This window comes from Parafrankia discariae (assembly GCF_000373365.1).
In the GTDB taxonomy this organism is placed as follows: Bacteria; Actinomycetota; Actinomycetes; order Frankiales; family Frankiaceae; genus Parafrankia; species Parafrankia discariae.
This window is the reverse complement of the sequence record NZ_KB891285.1, coordinates 14,091-39,994: the sequence shown is the minus strand read 5'-3', so window position 1 is coordinate 39,994 and position 25,904 is coordinate 14,091. Positions and strand designations below refer to the sequence as shown.

Annotated in this window: 17 protein-coding genes; 14 read left to right on the top strand and 3 right to left on the bottom strand. The window is 73.3% G+C overall.

The window, feature by feature from the left end:
• Positions 1-140: 140 nt before the first annotated feature.
• Together B056_RS38990 and B056_RS43795 are read right to left on the bottom strand one after the other, a co-directional pair.
• Positions 141-617: a hypothetical protein gene (locus B056_RS38990; RefSeq protein ID WP_018506180.1), complete on the bottom strand. Its 477-nt coding sequence runs from the start codon at positions 615-617 to the stop codon at positions 141-143.
• Positions 618-1,369: 752 nt separating this feature from the next.
• Positions 1,370-2,095 (bottom strand): hypothetical protein, encoded by a 726-nt coding sequence (locus B056_RS43795; RefSeq protein ID WP_018506179.1) that lies wholly within the window; start codon positions 2,093-2,095, stop codon positions 1,370-1,372.
• A 159-nt stretch (positions 2,096-2,254) separates the two neighbouring features.
• Between B056_RS43795 and B056_RS0133360 the strand changes: the two genes are divergently transcribed.
• From B056_RS0133360 to B056_RS0133325, 8 genes are all read left to right on the top strand, one after another.
• The gene (locus tag B056_RS0133360) at positions 2,255-3,166 is read left to right on the top strand and encodes a phosphoribosylaminoimidazolesuccinocarboxamide synthase (RefSeq protein ID WP_018506178.1); all 912 of its coding nucleotides are present in this window, start codon (positions 2,255-2,257) and stop codon (positions 3,164-3,166) included.
• A 144-nt stretch (positions 3,167-3,310) separates the two neighbouring features.
• Positions 3,311-5,869: an MMPL family transporter gene (locus B056_RS0133355; RefSeq protein WP_026240447.1), complete on the top strand. Its 2,559-nt coding sequence runs from the start codon at positions 3,311-3,313 to the stop codon at positions 5,867-5,869.
• Positions 5,870-6,149: 280 nt separating this feature from the next.
• Positions 6,150-7,124 carry a pantoate--beta-alanine ligase gene (gene panC, locus B056_RS0133350; protein ID WP_018506176.1) on the top strand — a complete coding sequence of 325 codons (975 nt, stop codon included), beginning with the start codon at positions 6,150-6,152 and terminating at the stop codon, positions 7,122-7,124.
• Between the two features lie 3 nt (positions 7,125-7,127).
• Complete coding sequence (gene panD / locus B056_RS0133345) at positions 7,128-7,577, top strand: aspartate 1-decarboxylase (protein WP_018506175.1); 450 nt, start codon at positions 7,128-7,130, stop codon at positions 7,575-7,577.
• A 4-nt stretch (positions 7,578-7,581) separates the two neighbouring features.
• Positions 7,582-9,318 (top strand): L-aspartate oxidase, encoded by a 1,737-nt coding sequence (locus tag B056_RS0133340; protein ID WP_051105810.1) that lies wholly within the window; start codon positions 7,582-7,584, stop codon positions 9,316-9,318.
• Positions 9,315-10,322, top strand: coding sequence for a carboxylating nicotinate-nucleotide diphosphorylase (gene nadC / locus B056_RS0133335; RefSeq protein ID WP_018506173.1), 1,008 nt, complete (start codon positions 9,315-9,317; stop codon positions 10,320-10,322). The genes B056_RS0133340 and nadC overlap by 4 nt, the downstream gene beginning before the upstream one ends.
• A gap of 96 nt (positions 10,323-10,418) precedes the next feature.
• Entirely contained in the window at positions 10,419-11,180 is a 762-nt protein-coding gene (locus B056_RS0133330; protein WP_018506172.1) for a type III pantothenate kinase, read from the top strand.
• Between the two features lie 176 nt (positions 11,181-11,356).
• Positions 11,357-12,301 carry an SGNH/GDSL hydrolase family protein gene (locus B056_RS0133325; RefSeq protein ID WP_018506171.1) on the top strand — a complete coding sequence of 315 codons (945 nt, stop codon included), beginning with the start codon at positions 11,357-11,359 and terminating at the stop codon, positions 12,299-12,301.
• Positions 12,302-12,352: 51 nt separating this feature from the next.
• Here B056_RS0133325 and B056_RS0133320 read toward each other — a convergent pair whose 3' ends face one another.
• Positions 12,353-12,889, bottom strand: coding sequence for a flavoprotein (locus B056_RS0133320; RefSeq protein ID WP_026240446.1), 537 nt, complete (start codon positions 12,887-12,889; stop codon positions 12,353-12,355).
• Between the two features lie 217 nt (positions 12,890-13,106).
• Here B056_RS0133320 and B056_RS45180 point away from each other — a divergent pair, with 217 nt between their 5' ends.
• The 6 genes from B056_RS45180 to B056_RS0133290 all read left to right on the top strand — a co-directional run bounded on the left by B056_RS45180 (position 13,107) and on the right by B056_RS0133290 (position 25,877).
• Entirely contained in the window at positions 13,107-14,744 is a 1,638-nt protein-coding gene (locus B056_RS45180) for a ParA family protein (protein ID WP_051105819.1), read from the top strand.
• 805 nt (positions 14,745-15,549) lie between these two features.
• Positions 15,550-16,632 (top strand): hypothetical protein, encoded by a 1,083-nt coding sequence (locus B056_RS39860; protein ID WP_018506168.1) that lies wholly within the window; start codon positions 15,550-15,552, stop codon positions 16,630-16,632.
• Positions 16,633-17,221: 589 nt separating this feature from the next.
• Complete coding sequence (locus tag B056_RS0133305) at positions 17,222-19,726, top strand: ATP-dependent Clp protease ATP-binding subunit (RefSeq protein WP_018506167.1); 2,505 nt, start codon at positions 17,222-17,224, stop codon at positions 19,724-19,726.
• Between the two features lie 393 nt (positions 19,727-20,119).
• Positions 20,120-21,655 (top strand): purple acid phosphatase family protein, encoded by a 1,536-nt coding sequence (locus tag B056_RS0133300; RefSeq protein ID WP_018506166.1) that lies wholly within the window; start codon positions 20,120-20,122, stop codon positions 21,653-21,655.
• A gap of 255 nt (positions 21,656-21,910) precedes the next feature.
• Complete coding sequence (locus B056_RS0133295) at positions 21,911-23,746, top strand: PP2C family protein-serine/threonine phosphatase (protein ID WP_154677371.1); 1,836 nt, start codon at positions 21,911-21,913, stop codon at positions 23,744-23,746.
• An 88-nt stretch (positions 23,747-23,834) separates the two neighbouring features.
• Positions 23,835-25,877, top strand: a complete 2,043-nt coding sequence (locus B056_RS0133290; protein WP_230203311.1) for an NAD-binding protein — start codon at positions 23,835-23,837, stop codon at positions 25,875-25,877.
• The last annotated feature ends 27 nt before the right edge of the window (positions 25,878-25,904 follow it).

Here is a 25,904-nt window from a genome sequence, read left to right as displayed (position 1 = left end):
CAGCTGGACGGCCACCGGGCCGGACCGGGCGGAAGGGCCTGATCCGGCCTGGTCAGGTCCGGCCCTGGTCCGGTCCGGCCAGGTCCGGTCAGGTCCGGCCCTGGTCTGGTCCGGTCCGGAGCGACGGGTGAAAGCCGGGGTCAGGTGTCGGGCCGGACGGGGTCCGGGCCGGTCGCCTCGGGCTGGGTGTCAAGGGCGCCGCGCAGCTCGTCGAGCGCCTCGGGCGCGACGAGGCCGCCCTCGGTCGCATGGTCGAGCAGGCTGACCGCGGTGTCACGTGACCCCGACGCCAGCAGGTCGACGAGCGTGCGGGCCACGCTCGTCGCCCGCAGGCCGTGCACCTGCTCCTGCTGCTCGGCGGACATCGCGTCGTACCACAGCACGACCCCCTTGTTCCGCCGCCGCGAGGAGCCGGGTGGCAGGAGCAGGTGGATCGGCTCGTCGTCCGAGCACGGCGGCAGGGTCGGGAACTCGTGCAGGCGCGCCGCCGTCAGGCCGCAGAGGGTCGCGCACGGCAGGACGAGCAGCGCCGCCTGACAGCGCCCAAGATAAGTGTCGCAGGTCGGGACGACATATCCACCCTGGACGGGATTGAGCCAGTCCTCGTTCTGGACCAACTGGTGTAGGCGATGGTCGGTAAGGCCGGCACAACGCGCCTGTACGCGCGTGAGCGCACCCTTCTGGCGGCACGCGACCGCCAGGGCCCGAGCAAGCGCGGGGTCGTGGCGACTCATGCCTTCCACGGTGCCAGGAGCAAATCCAGTCGTGCGCCGATATCCAGCTCTCGATCGATGACCTGACCCAAAATTCTTCGACAGCCGACCGTCGGGCACGCCAAAGATATAAGCACGAATACGATTTCCCAATATTTTTGTCTTTTGAGTTCAGAGGTGGGGATCCCGGCCAGGCACCGGCGGGACGAAGCGCCGGGGGCGGCCCCCGGCGGTCTCGCCCCAGGAGTCGTAAGCCCTGGCGGCCTCTGGGCCCGGAAGCCGGGGCCTCTGGGCCCGGGGGCCCGGGGGCCCGGAGTCCGCACCTCTGAGATCGGACCTCGGCATCAGATCTCCGGGATCAGAGATCGGGGGCCGGAGATCATAGATCACGGGTCGACCCCGCACACCCGGGTATCCCGCTCGCCCTTTGACATCCTTCTCGCCCTTTCAGGCAGGGTTCCACCAAAAAATGCCCCCGAAACGGCGAGAAAGAAATGAAAAGGCGAGTAGCCGAGCGCCAGAACCGGTCCGGACCGCCGGGGTCGGGTCCGGCCACCTGCCCCACCCCGCCTCCGCCCCGGTCACCCCTTCGCGGAGGTCCGAACACCCGCCGCGTTTGGCGGTTTCCGGCTACTTCTGCGCAACGGTGGCAACGGTCAGTGGATGGCGACTTCCAGACCGATCAGGATGATGCCGAGCAGGGCGATTCCCGCGGTGTAGCCGGCGAGTCGCCAGCGGCGTAGGCCTCCCGCGTGCCCGGAGAACAGGCCCCACCCGCAGAGCAGCAGCAACGAGGTCCACAGTGCCGCCTCCTGCGCGTCGCTGACGCTCGCCCCGGCCGCCCGGGCGACCGCCAGCACGGCGAGCGGCAGGAACGAGGCCCGGACCATCGGCCAGTTCTCGGCCAGCGCGCGCCAGGCGCCGGGCCAGTCGGAGCCGGCCTCGCCCGACCGTCCGACGTCGACGTCGACGTCGGCGGCAGCGGCAGCGGCAGCGGCAGCGGTGCCAGGACCGGGGTGGACGCCGGAGACGGTGTCGGAGCCGGAGACGGTGTCAGCGACGGCGGCGGTGTCAGCGACGGCGGCCCGGTGATCGGCTACGCGCCCGCGGCCGTCGCCGGTGTCGCGCCGGACGCGGTGGCCGACGGCATGGGCGTAGCCGTGTGCCAGCCAGAAGACGACCATCGTCGTGGCGACCGCGGCGATGATCTCGGCGGCCGAGTCCTGATCAGGGTCCTGGGCGGCGATCAGGCCGGCGGCCAGCACCGTCCCGTAGACGGCGTGCCGGGGATGACCGGTTGGTGAGAGGAGGACAGCCCGGGCCGCGGCGCGGAAGACGCCGTCGGCCGTTGAACCGCCCGCGGTGTCCCCGGCGTTCGCCACAGGGCGACATGCTGCCGACGGCCGGCGGCATCCGCATCCCGACCAGGACCCGGCCAGTCGCCCCGGCCCGGGTCCGCCGCCGGGCGACCGAGCCGGGGCATCACGAAGAGGCACGTTGAGCGGGCGTCCCGGGCAGGGGGCTACCGGTACGGTCGGACCATGCCGCTGACACATGAGGAGTTTGCCGGGCTGACACATCTCGGCTCGGGGAAGGTGCGTGAGCTGTTCGCGGTCGGGGATGACGCGGTGCTGCTCGTGGCGAGCGACCGGATCTCGGCCTTCGACGTCGTGCTGCCCACGGAGATCCCCGACAAGGGCGCGGTGCTCACCGGGCTCAGCCTGTGGTGGTTCGACCAGCTCGGTGATCTCGTCCCGAGCCATGTGATCAGTTCGAGTGTGGACGAGTACCCGGCGGAGCTCGCGCCCTACGCCGAGCAGCTGCGCGGGCGTTCGATGCTGTGCCGCCGACTGGACATGGTGCAGATCGAGTGTGTCGCCCGCGGCTACCTGACCGGCAGCGGGCTGAAGGACTACCGGCGCTCCGGCACCGTCAGCGGCCATCCACTCCCCGCCGGTCTGGAGGACGGCAGCAGGCTGCCGAACCCGATCTACACGCCGTCGACGAAGGCGCCGATCGGGGAGCACGACGAGAACATCAGCCGGGACGACGCGGCCGGGCGGGTCGGTGCGGAGCTGGCGGCCGAGCTCGAGCGGCTCACCCTGCAGATCTTCGGGCGGGCCAGCGACCTGGCCGCCGAGCGCGGGATCCTGCTGGCCGACACCAAGTTCGAGTTCGGCCACGACACCGACGGCGTGCTGCGGCTCGCCGACGAGGTGCTCACCCCCGACTCGTCCCGGTTCTGGCCGGCGGACGCCTGGACGCCGGGCGGCACCCAGCCGTCCTACGACAAGCAGTTCATCCGCGACTACCTGGTCAGCACGGGATGGGATCGCAATCCGCCGGCGCCGGAGCTGCCCGACGACATCGTCGAGTCGACGCGCGCCCGCTATGTCGAGGCCTACGAGCGGCTGACCGGGATCTCGTTCAAGGATTACCTGTCGACCGCGTGAGCACCCCCGTGGCCGGAGGCTGACCGGGGGTTAGCCCCACCGGCGGCCGCGAGCGAACCCCACCGGGCGCCGGAGGGTTTCGGCACCTCGAATCTGGTAGCTCTCCGCAGTGACCAGGAACGGCTGGAACGAGATCGTCGTTCCATGCGCACGAGACCTCCGACAGCATCAACGCCGCGCCGCTCACCCGCCCCGTCGGGGTCCGGCGCCTCGGACGGGCCGGCCGACCGCGGCCCACGCCACACCCGCCGGGCCGCGCCGACCGGCCCGTCCCCCGATGACCCCCCGCACACCCGCACGCACGCCACCCACCTGGCCGCCCGCGCGGCCAGGTGGAGCGTGCGGCACCGCCGCCTCGCCATCGGCGGCTGGATCCTCGGCGTCGTGCTCGTCACGCTGCTGGGGAGCCTGATCGGAACCAGCACCCTCGATGACGACGACTACAGCGTCGGTGAGGACGGGCGGGCCCAGCGCACCCTGGACGCGCACGGGTTCACCTCCCCCGCCAACGAGAACGTGCTGATCCAGCGGCCGGCGGCGGCGGCGGGCCCCGAGGAGCTGCTGACCGATCCCGAGCTGCGGGCCACCCTCGCGGATGTCACCGCGCGGCTCGACGGCACCGGTGAGGTGACCAACCTGCGGGCGCCGATCGCGCTGCCCGGGGTGGAGGCGAACCCCGGCCTGGTGTCCACCGACCGTCGCTCGGTCATGGTGACCTTCGAGATGCGCGGTGACGAGGAGACCGCCACCGACCGGATCGACCCGGTGCTGGCCGCCGTCTCGGCCGCGGCCGACGCGCATCCGGGGCTGCTGGTCGAGGAGGTCGGCGAGGCGAGTGCCGACAAGGCGCTCGGCGACACGATCGGCAAGGACTTCCAGCGGGCCGAGCTGCTCGCCATCCCGCTCACCCTGGGCATCCTGCTCGCCGTCTTCGGCGCGGTCGTCGCCGCGCTGGTGCCGGTCGCGCTCGCGCTGACCGCGTTCGTCGGAGCGCTGGGCGTGGTCGCCTTCTCCAGCCGGCTGCTGCCCACGGACGAGACCGCGACCTCGGTCATGCTGCTCATCGGCCTGGCGGTCGGCGTCGACTACGCCCTGTTCTACATCCGTCGGGAGCGCGAGGAGCGGGCCGCCGGGCACAGCCCGCGCCGCGCGCTGGAGATCGCCGCGGACACCTCGGGCCACGCCGTCCTGGTGTCCGGGCTGACGGTCGCCGTCTCGATGGCCGGTCTGCTGCTGACCGGGCTGAGCGTGTTCAGCGGGATCGCCGGCGGCACGGTCATCGTGGTGCTGATCGCGGTCCTCGGCTCGCTCACGGTGCTGCCGGCGGTGCTGTCCTGGCTGGGTGACCGGGTCGAACTGCTGCGGCTGCCCTGGCACCGCCGTGCCGCCACCCGCGCCGACGCCGCGGCGGTGGCCGCGACCACCGCCTCGACCACGGCCGAAGCGAACACGACGGGCACCACGACCCCCGCGGGCGCCGATCTGACCCGGCCCGGCCTGATGGGACGGCTGCTGCGCCGCCCCGGCATCGTCGCGGTGGTCACCGGTGGGCTGCTGATCCTGCTGGCCGTGCCCGCCCTGGGGCTGCGGACCGTCGAACCGGGGATGGACGACATCCCCGACGATCTTCCGATCATGCAGACCTACGACCGGGTGCAGGCGGCCTTCCCCGGCGAGCAGACGGCCGCGGTCATCGTGGTCTCGGCCGCCGACGTGCGGGCGCCGCGGGCGGCGGGAGCCATCGACGCGCTGCGTGAGCGGGCGCTGGCCAGCGGGGTGATGTACGAGCCGATCACCACCGAGATCAGCCGGGACGGGCAGGTCGCCAAGATCTCGATCCCGATCGCCGGCAGCGGCACCGACGACGCGTCGCTGCGGGTGCTCGACGCGCTGCGCGACGAGATCATCCCCGGCACGATCGACCCGGTCGCCGGCATGTCGGCGGACGTCACCGGGTGGACTGCCGGTTCGGCGGACTTCAACGCCCAGCTCAACGGGCGCACCCCGCTGGTGATCGGGTTCGTCCTGGTCCTGGCCTTCCTCCTGCTGCTGGCCGCGTTCCGCAGCGCCGTCGTCGCCGCGGCGGCCGTCGCGCTGAACCTGCTGTCGGTGGCGGCGGCGTACGGCCTGCTCGTGGTGGTGTTCCAGCATCACTGGGCGGACGGCCTGCTCGGCTACACCTCGACCGGGGCCATCACCAACTGGCTGCCGCTGATGCTGTTCGTGATCCTGTTCGGCCTGTCGATGGACTACCAGGTGTTCGTGCTCAGCCGGGTCCGGGAGGCCTACGACTCGGGCCTGCCGATGCGCGACGCGGTGCTGGTCGGGGTCCGGCGCAGCGCCGGGGTGGTGACCAGCGCCGCTGTGATCATGGTGGCGGTGTTCAGCATCTTCGCCACCCTGTCGCAGGTGAGCATGAAGCAGCTCGGCGTGGGACTCGGCGCGGCGATCCTGCTGGACGCGACCGTGATCCGGGTGATCCTGATGCCCGCCGTCCTGACGCTGATCGGCGAGCGGGCGTGGCGCCGCCGGCCCGTCGCCGCCGTCACCGACGCCGCCGACGAGGACGACGAGGACGAGGGCGGCCGGGGGACGGCGGTCCCGGTACCGGTGCTGCCGGCGCAGGCCCCCGTGCCCTCGGCGCCGTCCGGGCGCGGCCCGTTCTCCGGAGCGGGGGACTACCCCCGCCACCGCCAGGACTGACCGCGCGGGACCGGTCACCGATCACCGGTTCCGTCCAGTCACCGCCCCCGGTCGCGCCGTCGCGGCCGGGGGCGGTGGTCTTTCCGGGCCGCTGGAGGCGGGGTGTCCTTTCGGGTCTCCGGCCGCGGCGCGGGGCGGTCCGGTGCCGTCCCGGCCAGGCTCGGACGGCGAAAGAAAGCCAGCTCACAGACCGGTCCGGAGAAGGTTGCAGGCGGGTTACAGTGTCCGGCGACGTCCGGTACCCCATCCGAGGACTGGAACGGACCAGATGCCTGTAGACATGCCTGCCCAGTCATTCGCCCGCTCGGTTCCCGGGCCGGCCGGCCCGGTTCCCAGCCCGCCCCGAGCGACCCGAGCGGGCCGACCCGCCGTCGCCCGCACCCGTGCCGAGCTCGCCGCGTCCCTGAACGAACCCGCCGCCTCCCCGGCCGGAGGCGACGGACCGCGGGGGGTGCGCGCCGTCGTGATGACGATGGGCGCCCTGCACCGCGGGCACGCCGAGCTGATCAGAACGGCCCGGCTCCGGGCCGACCAGGTGGTGGTCACGATCTTCGTGAACCCGCTGCAGTTCGGGCCGGGTGAGGACCTCGACCGCTACCCCCGTACCTTCGAGGCCGACCTCGACCTCTGCGCGCGCGAGGGCGTCGACGTCGTCTACGCGCCGACCCGGGTGCACGATCCCGCACCGCTGGTCACGCTGAGTGCCGGCCCGCTCGGCGACGTCCTCGAGGGGGCGTCCCGGCCGGGCCACTTCGACGGGATGCTCACCCTGGTCGGGACGATGCTGCACCTCGTCCGGCCGGAGGTGGCCTTCTTCGGCCGCAAGGACGCCCAGCAGCTCGTCTGCATCCGCCGGATGGTCGCCGACCTGGCCTTCCCGGTGGAGATCGTCGGGGTACCGACGGTGCGTGACCCCGACGGTCTGGCCCTGTCCAGCCGGAACGCCTACCTTGGGGCGGAGCAGCGGCGCAGCGCGCTGGCGCTCTCCCGGGCGCTGTCCGCCGGCGCCGCGCGGGCCGGCGCGGGCGCCGGCACGGCCGCGGTGCTGGCCGCGGCCCGGTCCGTACTGGCCGCCGAGCCCGGCGTGGACGTCGACTATCTGACGCTGGCCAGCCCGTCCGATCTCGGGCCGGTCGAGGACGGGCCCGCCCTGCTGCTGGTCGCCGCCCGGGTCGGGAGCACCCGGCTGATCGACAACGTCGAACTCGTCCTGACGGGGGCGGCCGGCCCGGCCCCCGCGGGCAAGGAGGTCTGACCGGTGTTCCGGACCATGCTCACCTCGAAGATCCACCGGGCGACGGTCACCCAGGCCGACCTGCACTACGTGGGCTCGGTGACGATCGACGCCGACCTGATGGCGGCCGCCGACCTGCTGCCCGGCGAGCAGGTGACGATCGTCGACATCAACAACGGCGCCCGCCTGGAGACCTACGCGATCAGCGGCCCGGCCGGCAGCGGCGTCATCGGGATCAACGGGGCTGCCGCCCGGCTGGTGCACCCCGGCGACCTCGTCATCATCATCTCCTACGGGATGATGGACGACGCCGAGGCGCGCACCCACGTCCCGAAGGTGCTGTTCGTCGACGCGGAGAACCGGATCATCGGGCAGGGCGGCGACCCGGCGGCGGCGCTGCCGGGCGATCCGGCCAGTCTGCGCGGCGACGTCCTGGACGCGGCCGGTGCCCGGGGCCTGGGCAGGGGGGCGTAGCGCGGTGCCTGTTCTCCCACACCGGCTCGGCGCGCCCCGTCCGGGCTGGACCCGGCACGCCGACATCGTGGTGATCGGATCCGGGGTCGCCGGGCTCACCACCGTGCTGCGCGCGCGGGCGGCGAGCCCCGGCAGCCGCGTCCTGCTGGTCACCAAGGCCCTGCTGGACGCCGGATCGACCCGCTGGGCCCAGGGTGGCATCGCCGCGGCCCTGGGCCTCGGGGACTCGCCGGCCGAACACCACCGCGACACGCTCGTGGCCGGGGTGGGCCTGTGCGACCCGGCGGCGGTCGAGATCCTGGTCAGCGAAGGTCCCGCCCGGGTGCGGGAGCTCGCGGCGCTCGGCGCCCGGTTCGACCGGGAGCCCGACGGGGCGTTCTCGCTGACCCGCGAGGGCGGCCACCTGCGCGACCGCGTCGCGCACGCCGGTGGCGACGCCACCGGGCTGGAGGTGGAGCGCGCCCTGATCGCCGCCGTGCGCGCCGACCCGGCCATCGAGGTGCTCGAACACGCCCTCGTCCTGGATCTGCTCACGGACCGTAACGGCCGGGCGGTCGGAGCGACGCTGCACGTCCTCGGCGAGGGCAGCCGGGACGGCGTCGGCGCCGTGACGGCCCGCGCGATCGTCCTGGCCACCGGCGGTATGGGGCAGATCTTCGCCTCGACCACCAACCCGGCCGTCTCCACCGGCGACGGGGTGGCGCTCGCCCTGCGGGCCGGGGCGGTCGTGACCGACCTGGAGTTCGTCCAGTTCCACCCGACGGCGCTGTGGCTGCCCGAGCACGAGTCGGGCCAGCAGCCCCTGGTCAGCGAGGCGATGCGCGGCGAGGGCGCGCTGCTGGTGGACGCGGCCGGCCGGCGGGTGATGGCCGGCGTCCACCCGCTGGCCGACCTGGCGCCCCGCGACGTCGTCGCGAAGCAGATGTCGCGGGTGATGGCCGAGCAGGGGGTGCGCCACCTGTTCCTGGACGCCCGCCACCTGGGCGCCGAGACGCTGCTGCGCCGGTTCCCGACCATCACCGCCCGGTGCCGGGCCGCGGGCATCGACCCGGTGACCATGCCGATCCCGGTGGCCCCGGCGGCGCACTACGCCAGCGGCGGGGTCCGCACCGACGTGTGGGGGCGCACGAGTGTCCCCGGGCTGTACGCGTGCGGGGAGGTCGCCTGCACGGGGGTGCACGGGGCGAACCGGCTGGCGTCCAACAGCCTGCTGGAGGGGCTGGTGTTCGCGGCCCGGATCGCCGACCACATCGCCGGGCTGCCCGGGGTCCGCTCGGTGGACGGCCCGGATGGCACGCCGTCCACCGCGGAGCCGACGGGGGCCCGGGGTTCGGGCCTGACCGATCCGACCGAGCGCGGTGACCTGGCTCGGGCGATGACCGACGGGGCGGGCGTCCTGCGCAGCGCCGAGAGCCTGCGAGCGACGTCCAAGATGCTCGCCGGCCTCGGTGACCTGCGGGTCAGCGGGGCGACGGTGCAGGCCGGACCGGCGGCCTGGGAGATGACGAACCTGCGCACGGTGGCGACCGCGCTGGTCGCGGCGGCGGCGCTGCGCACCGAGACCCGCGGCTGCCACTGGCGCGAGGATTTCGGTGCCCGCGACGACGAGCACTGGCGCGGGCACGTGCTGACCAGGCTGGACCAGGAGGGGAAGCTGATCGTGACCTACGAGGCACCGTCGGCCGAGGACCGGTCGAACGGCGCGCGGGCGGCCCAGGACCAGCCGGCGCGGTCGGCGTGAGTGGCGGGCGGCCCGGGGCGCCGCTGGGCCCCGACCAGCTGTCGGCCGCCGTCCTCGCGGGGCTGAAGTCCGCCGGGCTGGACGCGGCGGCGGTCCTCGACGTGATCGGCCGGGCCCTCGCCGAGGATCTTCCGCTGGGCACGTCTCCCCAGGTCGGTGGGGTGGCCGGCCCGGCGGGTGAGACGGCCGGGGCAGCGGGCGAGGCGGCCTGGGCGGTGGACGCGACCTCCGCGGCGACCGTGGACGCGGCGCTGACCAGTACCGGTTCCGTGGTCTCCCGGGCGGACGGCGTGGTGGCGGGCGTGCCGGTCGCCGCGGCCGTGTTCGAGGTGCTGCTCGGCGCGGCGGTGACCGTGACGCCGACCAGCGCCGACGGTGACCGGGTCGTCCCGGGCACGGAGGTGCTCCGGGTGCGTGGTCCCGTCCGCGGGCTGCTCACCGCCGAGCGGACCGCGCTCAACCTGCTCTGCCACCTGTCCGGGGTGGCCACCGTGACCCGGTTGTGGGCCGACGCGGTCGCCGGTACCGGCGCGGCCGTCCGCGACACCCGCAAGACCCTGCCCGGCCTGCGCGCGCTGGAGAAGTACGCGGTGCGCTGCGGCGGCGGGCGCAACCACCGGATGTCGCTGACCGACGCCGCGCTGGTCAAGGACAACCACGTGATCGCGGCCGGCGGCGTGGCGGCGGCGTTCACCGCGGTGCGCGCCCGCTACCCGGACCTGCCCGTCGAGGTCGAGTGCGACACCGTCGAGCAGGTCGTCGAGGCGGTCGGCGCCGGGGCCGACCTGATTCTCTGTGACAACATGTCCCTGGACGAGCTGCGCGCGTCGGTCGCCGTCGCCCGGCCGGCCGGGGTCCTGCTGGAGGCCAGTGGCGGGCTCACCCTCGACGTGGCCGCCGCGGTGGCCGCCACCGGGGTCGACTTCCTCGCCGTCGGCGGGCTCACCCACTCGGCGCCCGCGCTCGACCTCGGCTTCGACCTCGCGGTGCCGGCTCCGCGCTGACGCCGGCGCGCCCGACGCCCGCGCGGTCGACGCCAGCGCGCCCCCACCCCCCGAAGCCGACACGCCCCGAAGTCGACAACCCTGGACGGCCGAAAGATGCTGCTGACGATCGACGTAGGCAACACGAACACCGTGCTGGGTGTTTTCGACGGCGATCAGCTCGCCAACTCGTGGCGGGTCCGCACCGATTCGCGAGCGACCGCCGACGAGCTGGGCTGGCTCTACCGTGGTCTCCTCGGTGACCACCCGATCGACGGTGTCTCGGTGTGTTCCACCGTGCCGGCCGCCCTGCGGGAGATCCGCCGGATGGTCAGCCGGACGTTCCCGGCGATGCCGACCGTCGTCGTCGAGCCGGGCACCCGGACGGGGGTGCCGATCCTCATCGACAACCCGAAGGAGGCCGGCGCCGACCGGATCATGAACACGCTGGCCGCCCACCACCTCTACGGCGGCCCGGTGATCGTGGTCGACTTCGGCACCGCCACGAACATCGACGTGGTGTCCGCCCGGGGCGAGTTCCTCGGCGGGGCGTTCGCGCCGGGCATCGAGGTCGCGCTGGACGCACTGGCCTCCCGTGCCGCCCAGCTGCGCAACGTCGAGCTGACCACCCCCCGCTCGGTGATCGGCAAGAGCACCGTCGAGGCCCTGCAGTCCGGGATGATCTACGGCGTCGTCGGCCAGGTGGACGCGCTGGTCCGCCGCATCCGGGCCGAGCTGGGCACACCGGCCACCACGATCGCCACCGGCGGCCTCGCCCCACTGGTGATCAAGGAGAGCGAGACCCTCGACAATCACGAGCCGCACCTGACCCTGATCGGGCTGCGTCTTGTCTTCGAGAAGAACGTCGAACCGCGCTGAGGTGAAGTCCGGGAAGACCCGGCCCGCGCCGCCCTATCGGATGTCCGACAACCACCCGGCCGCCGCCGGTGAAACAGCCGGACGCCGCGGCAAATCCTTTGCCAGGTCGTCAGCTACATCCCCGTTCCGGGCAGGAAACCGTCCGGCATCGGCGCGCCCGGGTTAGCCTCTCCCTCATGCGGCACAGCACGGGGGCGACCTCACGATTCGGCGGCCCGCACGGCCGGACGGCCCCGTCCACACGAACAGCGACGTTCAACCGAACAGCGCCGTTCACCTGGACGGTGCTTTTCGTCTCGGCCGCCCTGTTCCTTCTCGTCTGCACACCGATGGGGCTGGCCGGCACGGCCACCGCGGCCCCGGGAACGCTGACGGTGGCCGCGCTGGGCGACTCGTACTCCTCCGGCGAGGGATCACCCCCGTTCGAAGCGGCCTTCGCGAGCTGCCGGCGCAGCGCCGGGGCGTGGCCACGGCTGCTGGCCACCCTCGACCCGCCGGCCGCCAACGTCCTGCACGCGGCGTGCGGGGGCGCGACGACGGAGGCCCTGACCGAGCCCCAGCGGGGCTCCCCGCCCCAGCTCGACCAGCTGCGGGCCCTGCCGACCCGGCCGGACGTGGTGACGCTGACCATCGGCGGCAACGACGCCGGGTTCAGCCAGGTCATGTTCAGCTGTGTCGCGTGGAAGTGCTTCTGGGACGGCGACGACCGCCGCCGGCGCGACTACGTCCAGGACGTGCTTCCCGACATCCTGGTCACCACCTACAAAGAGGTGAAGGCGGCGGCTCCGGGCTCCCGGATCGTGGTCGTCGGCTATCCCACCATCGTTCCGCGGTCCCAGCGGGACAACACCTGCCGCTGGCTCGACAGCACCGAGCGCCGCCAGCTCGCCAGCCTCAACAACGCGCTCAACCGGACTATCCGCAATGCGGCGTCCGACGCCGGTGTCGAGTACGTGTCGACCGATCGCTCCCTGCGCGGTCATGAAATGTGCACCAAGGACTCCTGGGTGAACCCGATCGGTCTTTTCGGCGCGAGCCGGAGCCTCAGCGCCCATCCGACCCGGGCCGGGCAGGAAGCCATGGCGAAAACCGTCCACAAGGCTCTCTTCGACGACCGCTGACACCGGCCGGCCGGCGGCCGGCAGACGGCGGCCGGCAGACGGGCGGCAGCCTCAGTTCGCGGCGCGGCGGAGCTCGGTGAGTACCCGGTGGGTGTCGGCGGCCTCCCACCCCCCGCCGGCCAGGCCGGGATCGCGGGCCGTCCAGCGGTCGAGCAGCCGCACGCCGGCGCCGCGCAGCGTGCGACACGACGCCGCGAAGGCCGGGTGCGCCGCCTGCGCCTCCGCCAGGCAGGGCGCCGCGACGACCGGGAGCCCGAGGCCGAGCGCCTCGGTGAGCAGCCCCAGCACGAGGGTGTCCGCGATGCCGGCCGCCCACTTGTTGATCGTGTTGAAGGTCGCCGGGACGACCGCGAAGGCGGCCGGCGGCGGAAGCACGTCCGGCTGGCCCGGGAGCTTGTAGTCGGTGCGCACCGGATGCCCCGTAACCGCGGCGAGGGCGGGCAGGTCCAGCCAGGCGGCGGCCCGCGGTGTCGTCACGACGCACACGTCCCAGCCGTCCTGGCGGGCCTCGGCGGCGAAGTCCGCGGCGGCCAGCGCGGGCAGCGCCGCGCACACGACGTGGTAGAGCACTCGTGGTGAGGTCGTCATGGCTGCCCAGTCTCGGTGGCCGGCAGGCCCCGGTGCGAGACCTCCGCCGCGCGGATCGTCCGCGATCGTCCGCGGATCAATCACGGATCGTCCGCGGAAAGGCCGCGGACTTGCCGAATCGGCACCGCAGGCGCGCCGACTGCGGGAAGAATGTCTCGTCCGTGCCACTATGGACGACCGGGGCCGCGGGATCCTCCGGTCGACGACGGGGAGGCGCATGTCCGCCGCAGTGGTCGCGTTCTTCAACAACAAGGGCGGCGTGGGCAAGACCTCCCTCGTCTACCACCTGGCGAGCATGTACGCCGACCTCGGCCGCCGCGTCCTCGCGGCGGATCTCGACCCACAGGCGAACCTGACCGCCTCCTTCCTGGACGAGGACGCGCTCGAGCGGCTGTGGCACCCCGAGGCCCGGCGGTCCACCGCGCCGGCCCGGACCATCCACGGGATGCTGCGCCCGCTGATCGAGGGCACCGGTGACATCGCGCCCGCCCCCGGCCAGCTGGTCAGCGACAACCTCGTCCTGCTCCCCGGCGACCTGGAGCTCTCCGGCTTCGAGGACGAGCTCTCGCAGGCCTGGCCGCGCTGCCTCGAGGGACCCGGCAACCCCCGGGCCTTCCGCGTGATGAGCGCGCTGGGCCGACTGGTGCGCGCGGTGGCCGACCTGCACGACGTCGAGATCGTGGTGATCGACGTCGGCCCGAACCTCGGCGTGATCAACCGGGCCGCCCTGGTGGCCAGCGACCATGTCGTCGTCCCACTCGCCCCGGACCTGTTCAGCATGCAGGGCCTGCGCAACCTCGGCCCGGCCCTGCGGACGTGGCGCGACGGCTGGGCCGACCGGCTGGCCCGGGCCCCACGCGACGTGGCCGGCCTGCCCGGTGGGGGTATGCGCCCCCTCGGTTACGTCATGCTGACACCGCATGGGCGCTCCGACCGGCCCTCGCGCGCGCACAGCCGCTGGATCGCCCGCATGCCGACGGTCTACGCGCAGGAGGTTCTCGGCGTCGCCCCCCGGGTGCCGGTCGACATCGCCGTCGACCAGCACTGTCTGGCGCAGGTGCAGCACTACCGCAGCCTCATGCCGCTCGCGCAGCTCTCCCGGCGGCCGGTCTTCGCGTTGCGCCCGTCGGACGGCATCGTCGGAAGCCACCTACAGACCACACAGCGCGCCTACCGTGACTTCTCCACGCTGGCCGTCCGGATCGCACGCCGGATGGCCGAGGCCGAACGGCAGCCCACCCCCCGGGCACTCGAGCCCGCCCCGCGGCCGCTCGAGCCCGCCCCGCGGGCAGCGCACCGCCCCCTGGACGGCCGGCCGCCGGTCGCGACCCCGGTGGCCGGGTCCGTGACAGGTTCCGCCGCAGGCTCTATGGCCGGTTCCGCGGCAGGTCCGGCGGCAGGTTCGGCGGTCGGCCCCGTGGCGGGTCCCGCCACGGGGGGCGGTCCGCGCCCGGTCCTCGGCCCCGGCACCGAGGTGGCCCTGAGCAGAGTCCCGGTCACCCGGGCCGAGCCTTCCCCGCACGTGCCGACGGCCGGCTCCCCAGCCACCCGCGTCCCCACGGGCCCGCCCGCAGGCACCCCGACCGGCCCAGGCCCGGGACTGCCAGCCGGACCTTTCGCGGACGTACCCGCCCGGCCCATCGCCGGCATGCCCCGCGGACTCGGTGGGGGGATGGCCGGCGGGCCCGGTCTGGCCGTCGGTGCCCCGGTGACCCCCGAGGCAGGCATCGCCCCCAGCCCGGACTCCGTCAGCCCGGTCTCGATGGCCGCTCCGCTGCCCCCGGGGCTGCCGCCCACCGTCGCCATACCCCGGGCGCGCCCCGACCGCCGCCCCCGCCCCGGCCACCCCGGCTGACCCCACCCCACCCGCCCCGGGCTGCTCGCCGCCGGCCAACCCGCACCCGGCCCACCCGGGCCACCCGCCCCGGCCCGGCCCGGCCCGGCGGAGCCTCGCCGGTGCCGGTGACGGCCCGGGTCGGCGCCACCGGGCCTCTCCTCTTGTGATGAGCCGGGTCGAGGCGGACTCGGGGTATAAGGTCAGGCTCACCTGCTGATCTCGTCGGCGCGGCCCCAGGTCGGGTCAACCCCGAATCGGGCGCGTCACGGTCAGGAGTGTCACAGGTTCGCCGAGTCACCGGCCAGTTGGGTCACCGGCCAGATCGGTCATCGACCCCCGAGTCGCCCAGTCACGCAGATCGTCCGCGACGAACCCGTCCGTGGTCGGTTCAGTGCGCTCGTACGCGGGGCAGGCAGCGAGGAAGAAGGCGGCGCCCGGCGGGCTTGTCCGACGAGCCCACCGAGTCGAGCCTGGTCCACCAGGGCAGATGCGGCGGCACACCGACCATTTCCGGGCGAACCCGGACGTCGCGCACTCAAACCTTCCGTGGACTGTGACGAATCCGTCTTACCGGCCAAGCGGGCCCGCGACCAGCCGCGACGCCCTCGACGCACCGGCGGGTGCGCGACGCCGAGTTGACGGAGAGGGTCAAGTTAGGCTTACCTAACAACATGTCTTCCGCAACGCCTCTCCGGTTGCAGTCCGGGCCGGCGGCGGCCTCCCCGGTGGCAGTCCTCCCGACGAGGACCCTGACCGCGACGCCGCGCTCGGCCCGCCCGCCCGGCGCGACGGTAGCCGCGCGATCGACCGCCGGACCACGCAGATGATTCCGGCCCAGAACTGTGCGAACCGGCCCGCCGGCCTGGCGGGTTTCGGCTCCACGTTCCAAGCGGTGGCCCCGGCCCTCGACCACCGCCACGCGATCGCCGGGTCGCCCGAGCCGGTCGACGGCTGGATCGACGCCACCGACCTGCGCAGCCCCGCGGGGCTGGACGCGGCGCTCAGCGTCATCCGTGACGATCACCAGGCCAGCGCCGAGGTCGCCGTCAGCTACCTCACCGCCTGGTACTCGGCGACCATCGTCGGGCCGGCCGTCACCGCGTTCGTTCTCACCGGCCGGGTCCCTGACCTCGACCCGGCGGGAATCTCGGTGCACTGCCGCGAAGGCGGTTGGTTCGACGCCACCGCGTTCCGAACGCGGCGGATCACGATCATGGATTCGGATCCGGTCCTGACGGCCCCGCCGACGCCGCCCCACGCACGGGAGCGGCCGGTACCGGGGCTAACGGCCCAGGCCGGCGGCTCCGCGGTCACCGAGCGGGTGCTCCCGGCCAGTACGGTCGCCGCGGACACCGCCATCACCGGCACCGCCATCACCGGCACAGCCGTCGCCGACACAGCCGTCGCCGACACGGCGGCGACACTCGTCGGCTACCCGGGCAGTCCCACGGTGGACGACCCGATCGAGGTCGTGGAGGTCGTGGCCGACGTCGAGACGCTGCGCTCGCGGCTCGTGAGCCAGATCGTCGGCCATCTGGAGCCCGTGCTCGCCGATCTACGCCCACGGGCCCGTCTCGGGCAGGCGGCGCTGTGGGGCGCCGTCGCCGCGCAGTGCGGCCGCGCCTTTCTTCTCACCGAACGGGTGAGTGGTGATCCCCACGCCGGCCGGTTGGAGGCGGACGCCTTCTTCGCGAGCGCCTCACCCCCGCTGCGGGCGAGGCCGACCTGGCAGCAGTTCGTCCATCACGGCCGACCGTACACGGGCATGCGGCGCGGCTCGTGCTGTCTGGCACACCGGCTGACCGCCGAGTTCTGCACCGCGTGTCCGTTCGTGGCCGCCGATGAGCGCGAGAGCCGGCTCCGGGAGTGGATCGACAGCCAGGGTCCGGGTGGTCTCGCCGTGTGACCCGACGTCCACGGGGCGAGGACGGGCGGGGCCGGCTCCGGTCCGGTCGGCCGGGCTCGGGTGGAGCTCGGACAAGCTCGGGTGGTACCCGGCCTGGAGGGCCGCGTGCTGGACGGCCTTCCTCCGGAGGAACCTGGTCCAAACGCACGCCACCAGGCCAGACGTGGTCTCAACGTGGCCTGAATCACACTGAAGGGCTACCCGAGCATCAGTTACCGTCGGTAGTGCTGGATTCGGATCCAGCCGGTGGCCAGGGCCCTCAGTACGCCCGTTCCCGCCACCGTCCCGGAGCATCGCGGCTCCGGCCACAAGTTCTGATCATCTGCCCGTCGAGCCCCGTCCCAGGACTGTCGGGGTCACCGTGTCGTTCCGCTCTTGGCGGAACCACGTGACGGAATCATGCCTGGTCGGCCACGGTTGCGATGAACGTCTCCGCTGGTCGGCCGGCAATCCGGCCGCGACGCCGTCCCCCACGAGGAGGACGGTTCCGGCGGGTAGGTTTCTGTTCGATGCGTGAGGACATGCCTCGGCGGAGCTAGCATGCGGATACCGGCTGTCGTGTGGTCGGTCGCAGCTCGAAGGAGCGCACATGTTCGAGAGGTTCACCGACCGGGCACGTCGGGTCGTCGTCCTGGCCCAAGAAGAGGCCAGGATGCTCAACCACAACTACATCGGGACCGAGCACATCCTGCTCGGCCTGATCCACGAGGGCGAGGGCGTAGCTGCTAAGGCCCTCGAGTCGCTCGGGATCTCGCTCGAGGGTGTGCGGTCACAGGTCGAAGAGATCATCGGGCAGGGTCAGCAGGCGCCGAGCGGGCACATCCCGTTCACGCCCCGGGCCAAGAAGGTCCTCGAGCTGTCCCTGCGTGAGGCTCTCCAACTCGGCCACAACTACATCGGCACCGAGCACATCCTGCTCGGCCTGATCCGCGAGGGCGAGGGCGTCGCCGCCCAGGTGCTGGTCAAGCTCGGCGCGGACCTCAACCGGGTCCGCCAGCAGGTCATCCAGCTCCTGTCCGGCTACCAGGGCAAGGGCGACCCGGCGACCGCCGGCGCCCCGGCCGAGGGAACGCCGTCGACCTCGCTGGTCCTCGACCAGTTCGGCCGCAACCTCACCGCGGCCGCTCGTGAGTCCAAGCTCGACCCGGTCATCGGGCGCGAGAAGGAGATCGAGCGTGTCATGCAGGTGCTGTCGCGCCGGACGAAGAACAACCCCGTCCTGATCGGCGAGCCCGGCGTCGGCAAGACCGCCGTCGTCGAGGGGCTCGCGCAGGCGATCGTCAAGGGCGAGGTCCCCGAGACCCTGAAGGACAAGCAGCTCTACACCCTCGACCTCGGCGCGCTCGTCGCCGGGTCCCGCTACCGCGGTGACTTCGAGGAGCGGCTGAAGAAGGTCCTCAAGGAGATCCGCACCCGCGGCGACATCATCCTGTTCATCGACGAGCTGCACACGCTCGTCGGCGCGGGTGCCGCCGAGGGCGCGATCGACGCCGCCTCCATCCTCAAGCCGATGCTGGCGCGCGGCGAGCTGCAGACGATCGGCGCGACCACCCTGGACGAGTACCGCAAGCACCTGGAGAAGGACGCCGCTCTCGAGCGGCGGTTCCAGCCGATCCAGGTAGCGGAGCCGTCGGTGGCGCACACCATCGAGATCCTCAAGGGCCTGCGCGACCGGTACGAGGCGCACCACCGCGTCTCGATCACCGACGCCGCCCTGGTGGCCGCGGCCTCGCTGGCCGACCGCTACATCTCCGACCGGTTCCTGCCGGACAAGGCCATCGACCTGATCGACGAGGCCGGCTCCCGGATGCGCATCCGCCGGATGACCGCTCCGCCGGACCTGCGGGAGTTCGACGAGCGCATCGCGAACGTCCGCCGGGACAAGGAGTCCGCGATCGACGCGCAGGACTTCGAGAAGGCCGCGTCGCTGCGCGACAAGGAGAAGACCCTGCTGGCCGAGAAGGCCAAGCGGGAGAAGGAGTGGAAGGCCGGCGACATGGACGTCGTCGCCGAGGTCGGCGACGAGGAGATCGCGGAGGTCCTCGCGATCTGGACCGGCATCCCGGTCTTCAAGCTCACCGAGGAGGAGACCGCGCGTCTGCTCCGCATGGAGGACGAGCTGCACCGCCGGGTCATCGGCCAGGAGCAGGCCATCAAGGCCGTCTCCCAGGCGATCCGGCGCACCCGCGCCGGTCTGAAGGACCCGAAGCGCCCCGGCGGCTCGTTCATCTTCGCCGGCCCGTCCGGTGTCGGTAAGACGGAGCTGTCGAAGACGCTGGCGGAGTTCCTCTTCGGCGACGAGGACTCGCTCATCCAGCTCGACATGTCCGAGTACATGGAGAAGCACACCGTCTCACGGCTGGTGGGCTCCCCGCCCGGCTACGTCGGGTACGAGGAGGGCGGCCAGCTCACCGAGCGGGTGCGGCGCAAGCCGTTCTCCGTGGTCCTCTTCGACGAGGTCGAGAAGGCCCACCCGGACGTCTTCAACACGCTCCTGCAGATCCTGGAGGACGGTCGCCTGACCGACTCCCAGGGCCGGCTGGTCGACTTCAAGAACACCGTCCTGATCATGACGTCGAACCTGGGCACCCGGGACATCTCCAAGGGCCCCGGCATCGGCTTCGCCACCGGTCAGGGCGCGGTCGACTACGAGCGGATGAAGGCGAAGGTCCAGGACGAGCTCAAGCAGCACTTCCGGCCTGAGTTCCTGAACCGGATCGACGACATCATCGTCTTCCACCAGCTCTCCGAGAACGAGATCATCCAGATCGTGGATCTCATGCTCGCCCGCGTCGACGGCCAGCTGAAGAACAAGGACATGGCGCTGGAGCTCACGCCCGCCGCCAAGGTCCTGCTCGCCAAGCGCGGCTACGACCCGGTGCTCGGCGCCCGGCCGCTGCGCCGGACGATCCAGCGGGAGATCGAGGACGTCCTGTCCGAGAAGATCCTTTACGGGACGCTGCGTCCGGGCGAGATCGTGGTCGGCGACGTCGAGGGCGAGGGCGAGGAGGCGAAGTTCGTCTTCCGCGGTGAGCCGAAGCCGAACTCGGTGCCGGACTCCCCGCCGATCGACCTCGCCAAGTCCAGCGAGTGAGATCGGCCCGCAGGACGCCCCGCGCGTGAGGTGACGGCCGGTTCCGCCATGAAGCGGGCCGTCATCCACTCCGGGCCGGAGACCCATCCGAAGGGCGGTTGCGCGCCAGCGCAGCCGCCCTTCGGCGTCCGCGGCCACGGCGGCGCCCCCGCTTGCCACCGCGGCCACCAGTCGTAGCCACACGTAGCCAGTAGCCAGCCCCGTAGCCGGCCGTAGCCACCGGAAGTCATGCCTCACAGCCTTCGCGGTCCACGACGTTCCCGGGCACGATCCTCCAAGTCGCCGACCTCCGCACCACGAGACGCCGCACCGCTTACCCCCGCGCCACGAGACCCGACATCACGGGACGTCCCGTCGCGGCCCGACGGCCCGTCGTCGCTGGCCGAGCACGGGGTGCACCTCGCCTTCGGTCCGGATCCGGCGACGTCGATGGTGGTCTCCTGGATCACCCCGGCACCAGTGGCCCGGCCACTGGTCCAGGTGATCACGGGTGCCGCCGGGGCCGTCCGCGAGGTCGAGGCCGGCTCCAGGTCGTACACGGACGCGGTCACCGGATGGCGGATCCACGCGCACCACGCGCTGTTGGACGACCTGGAACCGGACACCCGGTACACCTACGAGATCACCTACGAGACCGCACCCGAGACCACTGACGGGACCCCGGACGGGACTCCGGCTGTCGGCACCGTCCGCGCGGTGGGCGGGGCCTCGTTCCGCACGGCCCCCCGCGGCCGGGCCGCCTTCACCTTCACCTGCTTCGGCGATCACGGCACCGATGCGTCCGACGACCCGTTCGGCACACCGGCCTCCGGCGCGCTCGTCGCCGGCGTCGAGCGGGTGGACCCGCTGTTCACCCTGGTCGACGGCGATCTGGCCTATTCGAACGTCAGCGACGCCCCGCCGCGGGCGTGGGCGGACTGGTTCGCGATGATCAGCACCTCGGCCGCGCGCCGCCCGTGGATGCCGAGTGTCGGCAACCACGAGACCGAGCGGGGCAACGGCGCGCTGGGGCTCGCCGCGTACCAGACCTACTTCCAGCTGCCGGACAACGACGAGGAGCCGTACCTGACCGGCCTCTGGTACGCCTTCACCGTCGGCGGCGTGCGGTTCGTCGTGCTCAGCGGCGACGACGTCTGCTACCAGGACGCCGGCCGTGTGTATCTGCGCGGCTACAGCTCGGGCCGGCAGACCGCCTGGCTCGAGCGGCAGCTGGCCGAGGCCCGGGCGGACCGGACGGTCGACTGGATCGTCGTCGCCCTGCACCAGGCCGCCGTCTCCACGGCTGAGTACCACAACGGCGCGGATCTCGGCCTGCGCGAGGCCTGGCTGCCGCTGTTCGACCGCTACGGCGTCGACCTGGTGATCTCCGGGCACGAACACCACTACGAGCGCACCTATCCGCTCCGGGGAGTCGTGGACGGCACCCCGACGCTGACCCCGCGACCGGTTCCGGGCTCGGTGTCCGTCGCCGGCGACGCGAGTGCGATCGGCGCGGGCGGGAGCGCCGGCGGCGAGACCGAGGGCGAGGCCGGGACCGGGGCTGGGGCTGGGGCTGGGGCTGGGATTGGGGCCGGCGCGGCCACACTGGACACGTCCGCCGGGACGGTGCACATGTTGATCGGCACCGGTGGCTCGTCCACGCCGTCGGCCGGCCAGCTGTACGACCCGCCGGCGTGCCGGGTGGTCGTCGGCGTGCGGGAGCGTGCCCCCGGGCAGCGCCAGCGCGCCTCGATCCGCGTGGTCGAGGCGGCGCCGTGGCTGGCGGCCCGTTTCCCCGAGCATCCGTACGCGTTCGCCGCGCTCACCGTCGATCCGGGCCAGCCGGGCGGGACGACCCGCCTCCAGGTCACCGTCTACGACTCGGCGAACGCCGTGCCCGTGCCGTTCGACGGCTTCACCCTCGCCCGCCCACGCGCCGACGCCATCTGAGCGACCGGGCGTCAGGGCCTTCCGGTGACGCCACACTTCCGGCGATACTGACCTTTGGGTGATACGGACGGGAACCCGACACCCGCTGCCGGTGACCGGCAGGCCCCTGACACGGCATCGGCGGAATCAGCTGCTTTCTGTCGCAGTCCTGACACAGGCCCGGTCTTCGCCGAGTTGTTGCCTTTGGTTATGTATGGAGACGGCTGCCGACACGTCCTATAGCGTGATCGGGTTGTCGTGGCGGGGACGGAGGCCATGGGTAGCTCACTGGTACCAATCATGCTCATCGTGGTGCTTCTGGTGGGCGCGGTGGTTTTCGTCGTCCTGTCCAGTCGCGCACCACGCACCGGGTACGAGTCCGGGCGCAGGCGCTCACTGGAGACGAGACGCTCGCGGCCCGGCAGCATCCCGCTGCGCGACACCCCGGAGCCCCCGGCTCCGGACGCGCCGGACCCCGGCGGGGCGGACCCACAGTCACCGGACGACGTCGTACCCGGCTTCACGGCGCCCGCGGGTGCTCCCGCCGCGGTGCGGGTGGCGCCTGCCGCGGACGGCACGAGCCGCGGCGACGGCACGGACCCCGGCGACGGCGGGGTGGGCGGGCCGGGTCCGGACGACGGTTCCGCCTGGGGCGACGCCGGATGGGGCGACGCCGGATGGGGCGACGCCGACGCCACCCGGGTCGAGAGTCCGCTCGATCCCGGTCACGGCGCCACCGGCCACGGGGCCGCCGGCGCGCCGGGGAGTACAGCGAATGACACCGACACGGTCGTGTCCGCTACGGAAAGCGGCCGGACCGGCGGTCACAATATCGGTGGCGCGTACACGTCACGCGCCGATACCGGCGCGGTCCCGGCGGATCCGTCCCCTCCGGGCGCGTACCTCACCGGAGCCGCACAGCCCGGCGGCCCCCACACCGGCGCCCACGGCACGGGGGGTATCGACATGAGCGGACTCGACTCAGGCGGCAGGGACACCTACATGAACGACAGCCGAGACCCGGATGCCACCGGGTGGACCCCGCCCCCCAGCGGGCGCCCCCACCATGGCGAGGCGGACGACTCCGCCTACCGACTCGCGGTCGACGACCGCGACCCGCTCGCCGGCGGCTTCCCGCACCAGACGCCGTCGGGGTACTCCGGACCGGCCTCCTACCCCGACCCGACGGCCGGCGAGACGGCGCGGATCGGCTCGACCGCGCCGTCCGGGCCCGGCGCGGCCGGCGGTTACGGCGCCGGCGGTTACGGGACGGACGCTTACGGGACGGACGCGGCCGGTGGTGAGGCGGCCTGGGGCGCCGCGGCCTCGCCGACGACGACCGCGCCGACCATTCCCACCCCCGAAGCCTCCGCGCCCGGTCTGGTCGCGGCCGAGCCGGTCCACACCACGGCTCCCGCGCTGCGGCTGGCCGCGGCCGGCCGCACCCGGCGTGGCAAGCGCGGCGGCCCCAACGAGGACGCCTACGTCGTGTCGGACGGTCTGCTCGCCGTCTCCGACGGTGTCGGCGGGGAGGCCGCCGGCCAGATCGCCTCGACGCTGACGGTCACCACGGTGGCCGGGTTCCGTCCCCAGTACGCCGAGGACCCGGCTGACGGGCTACGCCAGGCGGTCGCCCGGGCGAACCAGGTCGTGCGGGAGAAGCCCCGGCAGGAGCCGTCCTGGCGGGGCATGGCCTGCACCCTCGACGTGGTCATCCTCGGCCGCCAGCAGTCGACGGGCGAGACGCTGTTCATCGCCCACGTCGGCGACAGCTCCGTCTGGCTGCAGCCGCAGAAGGGCCGCCCGCGCCAGGTCACGACACCGCACGCCATCAAGAACGGCCCGCTGCTCAACGCCATCGGCCTGGCCGACCGGATCGAGGCCGACATCCTGCGCGAGGCGGTGCGGGCCGGTGACCGGGTGATCCTGGGCAGTGACGGCATCACGAAGGTGATGACCCCCGAGCAGCTGCTGGGGCTGATGACCGAGCTCGGCCCGGAGCCCCCGGAGCGGGCGGCGGACGCCCTGGTGGAGGCGGCGCTGCTGGCCGGCGCCCGCGACGACACGACCATCGTCGTCGCCGACCTGGTCTCGGAGCCGTCGGCGCGATGACGGCCCACCGCCCGGAGTGACCGCCGGCGGTTCCCGAGGTCCGTCGGGCGGTCCGGGTCCACCCGGTCCGCCCGGCCGGCCGGGCCGGTTGGGCCGGCTCGCCCGGGAACTGGACCCGCGCCACCTGCTCGGCGGGGTGGTGGCGCGGGCGGCGCGGCTCTACGCGACGCTGCTGTTCGGCCGGATGGGACGGATCGGCCGCTGGCTGCGCCGCCACCTGCTCGGCACGTTCCTCGTGCTCGGGCTGATCGCCTTCGTGCTGAGCCTCATCGGCGCGTATCAGCACTTCTCCGCGGACCCCGCGGCGTTCACCTGGGCGAACGTGATCTTCTTCGCCTCGACGCTGTTCCTCGCCGACGGCACGATGTTCGAGAACGGCGGGCAGTTCCCCCCGGCGCTGGAGGTCGCCCGCTTCCTCGCCCCGCTGGCGACGGCCGTCGGTGTCGCCGACGCCGCCAGCACCCTGTTCGCACACCGGTTCGAGCGGTTCCGCGCCCGGCACGCGCACCGGCACGTCATCGTCTGCGGCACCGGGCCGACCGCCTCCGCGCTCGTGGACAAGCTCGTCGGCAGCAGCCGGGTGGTGCTGGTCGCCGAGGACGCCGAACGGGAGTACCCGGACGCCGAGCGGCCCCCGAACCTGCTGCGGGTCATCGGTGACCCGGTGGAGCGGCTCGTCCTGGCCAGCGCGGGCATCACGCGGGCCGACGTCGTCTACAGCTGCCTGGACGACACCGCGTCCAACCTCGCCGTCGCGCTCACCGCCCGTGGCGTCGTGCGGTCCAGCCGGGCCGGCAGCCGTCGGCTCTCCACCACCCGGCTGGACCATCCGCTGCGCTGCCTGGCCCAGGTAGGCGATCTCTCGCTGCTGCCGCACCTGCGGGCGCGCCGCATCGGCCTGGAGAACGACCCGGGCTTCCGCCTCGACTTCTTCGCGGTGGAGGTGCTCGGCGCGCACGCCATGCTGAACGGCAACGCGCCCGCCTGGGCCCGGCCGGACGGCTTCCCCGACCCGCGGGCGCGCCCGGCGCCCGTCGTCGTTCTCGGGCTGTCCGACCTGGGCCAGGCCGTGGTGATGGAGCTGGCGCGGCGCTGGCGGGACAACAGCGCGCCCGGCGCGCCGCCGCTGCGGATCGTCCTGTCGGGGCGGAACGCGACCCTCGAGGCGGCGGCGATGCGCTCACGGGAGCCGGCGCTGGCCCGGGTGGAGCTGATGGCCCACGACAGTCCGTCCGGGGAACTGCCCGGGGCGGTCCTCGAACTGGACGACCCGGTCGAGGGGACCCGGACCGTCCCGCCGGAGTTCGTCTACGTGTGCCACGGCGACGAGGAGGAGGCGCTGCTGCGTGGGCTGGAGGTGGCGCGCGCGCTGGGCGCCACCAGCCTCGGCGAGCACGGCACCCGGGTGGTCGTGCGCACCGGCCGGCAGCGCAGCTTCGAGGACGTCTTCGGCTCGCGCGAGGCGCCCGGCGACCCGGACGGCCCCGACGACGACCCGGACGACGCGGGCGGCCCGGATGACCCGGACCCGCCGGTCCCGCCGCCGCCCGGCCCGCGGCGACGCGGCGGCGGTGCGCTGCTGGACGACGTCCAGGGCGGGTTGCGGTTCTTCGCGGTGAACGACGAGGCGCTGCCGCTCGACCCGGGGGCGAACGACCTCATCGAGCGCTTCGCGCGGATCATCCACGAGAAGTACCTGTTCAAGGAGCTGACCGGCGGGGCGGTGCTGCGCACGCGGCGCAGCCTGCGCCCCTGGGACGAACTGGACGACGATCTGCGGGCCGCCAACCTGGCGCAGGCGATCGGGTACAGCGACGTCCTGCGCCGGCGGAACTGGATGCTCATGCCGGCCGGGGAGCACGACCCGGAGTTCGTCTTCACCCCGGAGGAGCTGGCGGAGCTCGCCCGGGAGGAGCACGCCCGCTGGCGGCGTGAGCGGGAGAGCCGCGGGGTGCGGTACGGGCCGGTCGAGCGGGGCGGCTCCGATCCACGCCATCCCTCGCTCGTCGACTGGGAGCAGCTCTCCCCGGCGGACCAGGACCGCGACCGCGACGTGGTGCGCAACATGCCCGAGGTGCTGGCCATGGCCGGCCTGCGCATCGTCCGGATGACCCCCCGCCCACCCGGCTGACCCGACCGCCGCGGACCCGCGGCGGTG

Bases quoted from the DNA above. Each gene is read 5' to 3' on its own strand.
- B056_RS0133360 (WP_018506178.1), top strand. From the start codon at position 2,255: ATGCCGCTGACACATGAGGAGTTTGCCGGGCTGACACATCTCGGCTCG.
- B056_RS0133355 (WP_026240447.1), top strand. From the start codon at position 3,311: ATGCGCACGAGACCTCCGACAGCATCAACGCCGCGCCGCTCACCCGCC.
- panC (WP_018506176.1), top strand. From the start codon at position 6,150: ATGCCTGCCCAGTCATTCGCCCGCTCGGTTCCCGGGCCGGCCGGCCCG.
- B056_RS0133330 (WP_018506172.1), top strand. From the start codon at position 10,419: ATGCTGCTGACGATCGACGTAGGCAACACGAACACCGTGCTGGGTGTT.
- B056_RS0133325 (WP_018506171.1), top strand. From the start codon at position 11,357: ATGCGGCACAGCACGGGGGCGACCTCACGATTCGGCGGCCCGCACGGC.
- B056_RS0133320 (WP_026240446.1), bottom strand. From the start codon at position 12,889: ATGACGACCTCACCACGAGTGCTCTACCACGTCGTGTGCGCGGCGCTG.
- B056_RS45180 (WP_051105819.1), top strand. From the start codon at position 13,107: ATGTCCGCCGCAGTGGTCGCGTTCTTCAACAACAAGGGCGGCGTGGGC.
- B056_RS39860 (WP_018506168.1), top strand. From the start codon at position 15,550: ATGATTCCGGCCCAGAACTGTGCGAACCGGCCCGCCGGCCTGGCGGGT.
- B056_RS0133305 (WP_018506167.1), top strand. From the start codon at position 17,222: ATGTTCGAGAGGTTCACCGACCGGGCACGTCGGGTCGTCGTCCTGGCC.
- B056_RS0133295 (WP_154677371.1), top strand. From the start codon at position 21,911: ATGGGTAGCTCACTGGTACCAATCATGCTCATCGTGGTGCTTCTGGTG.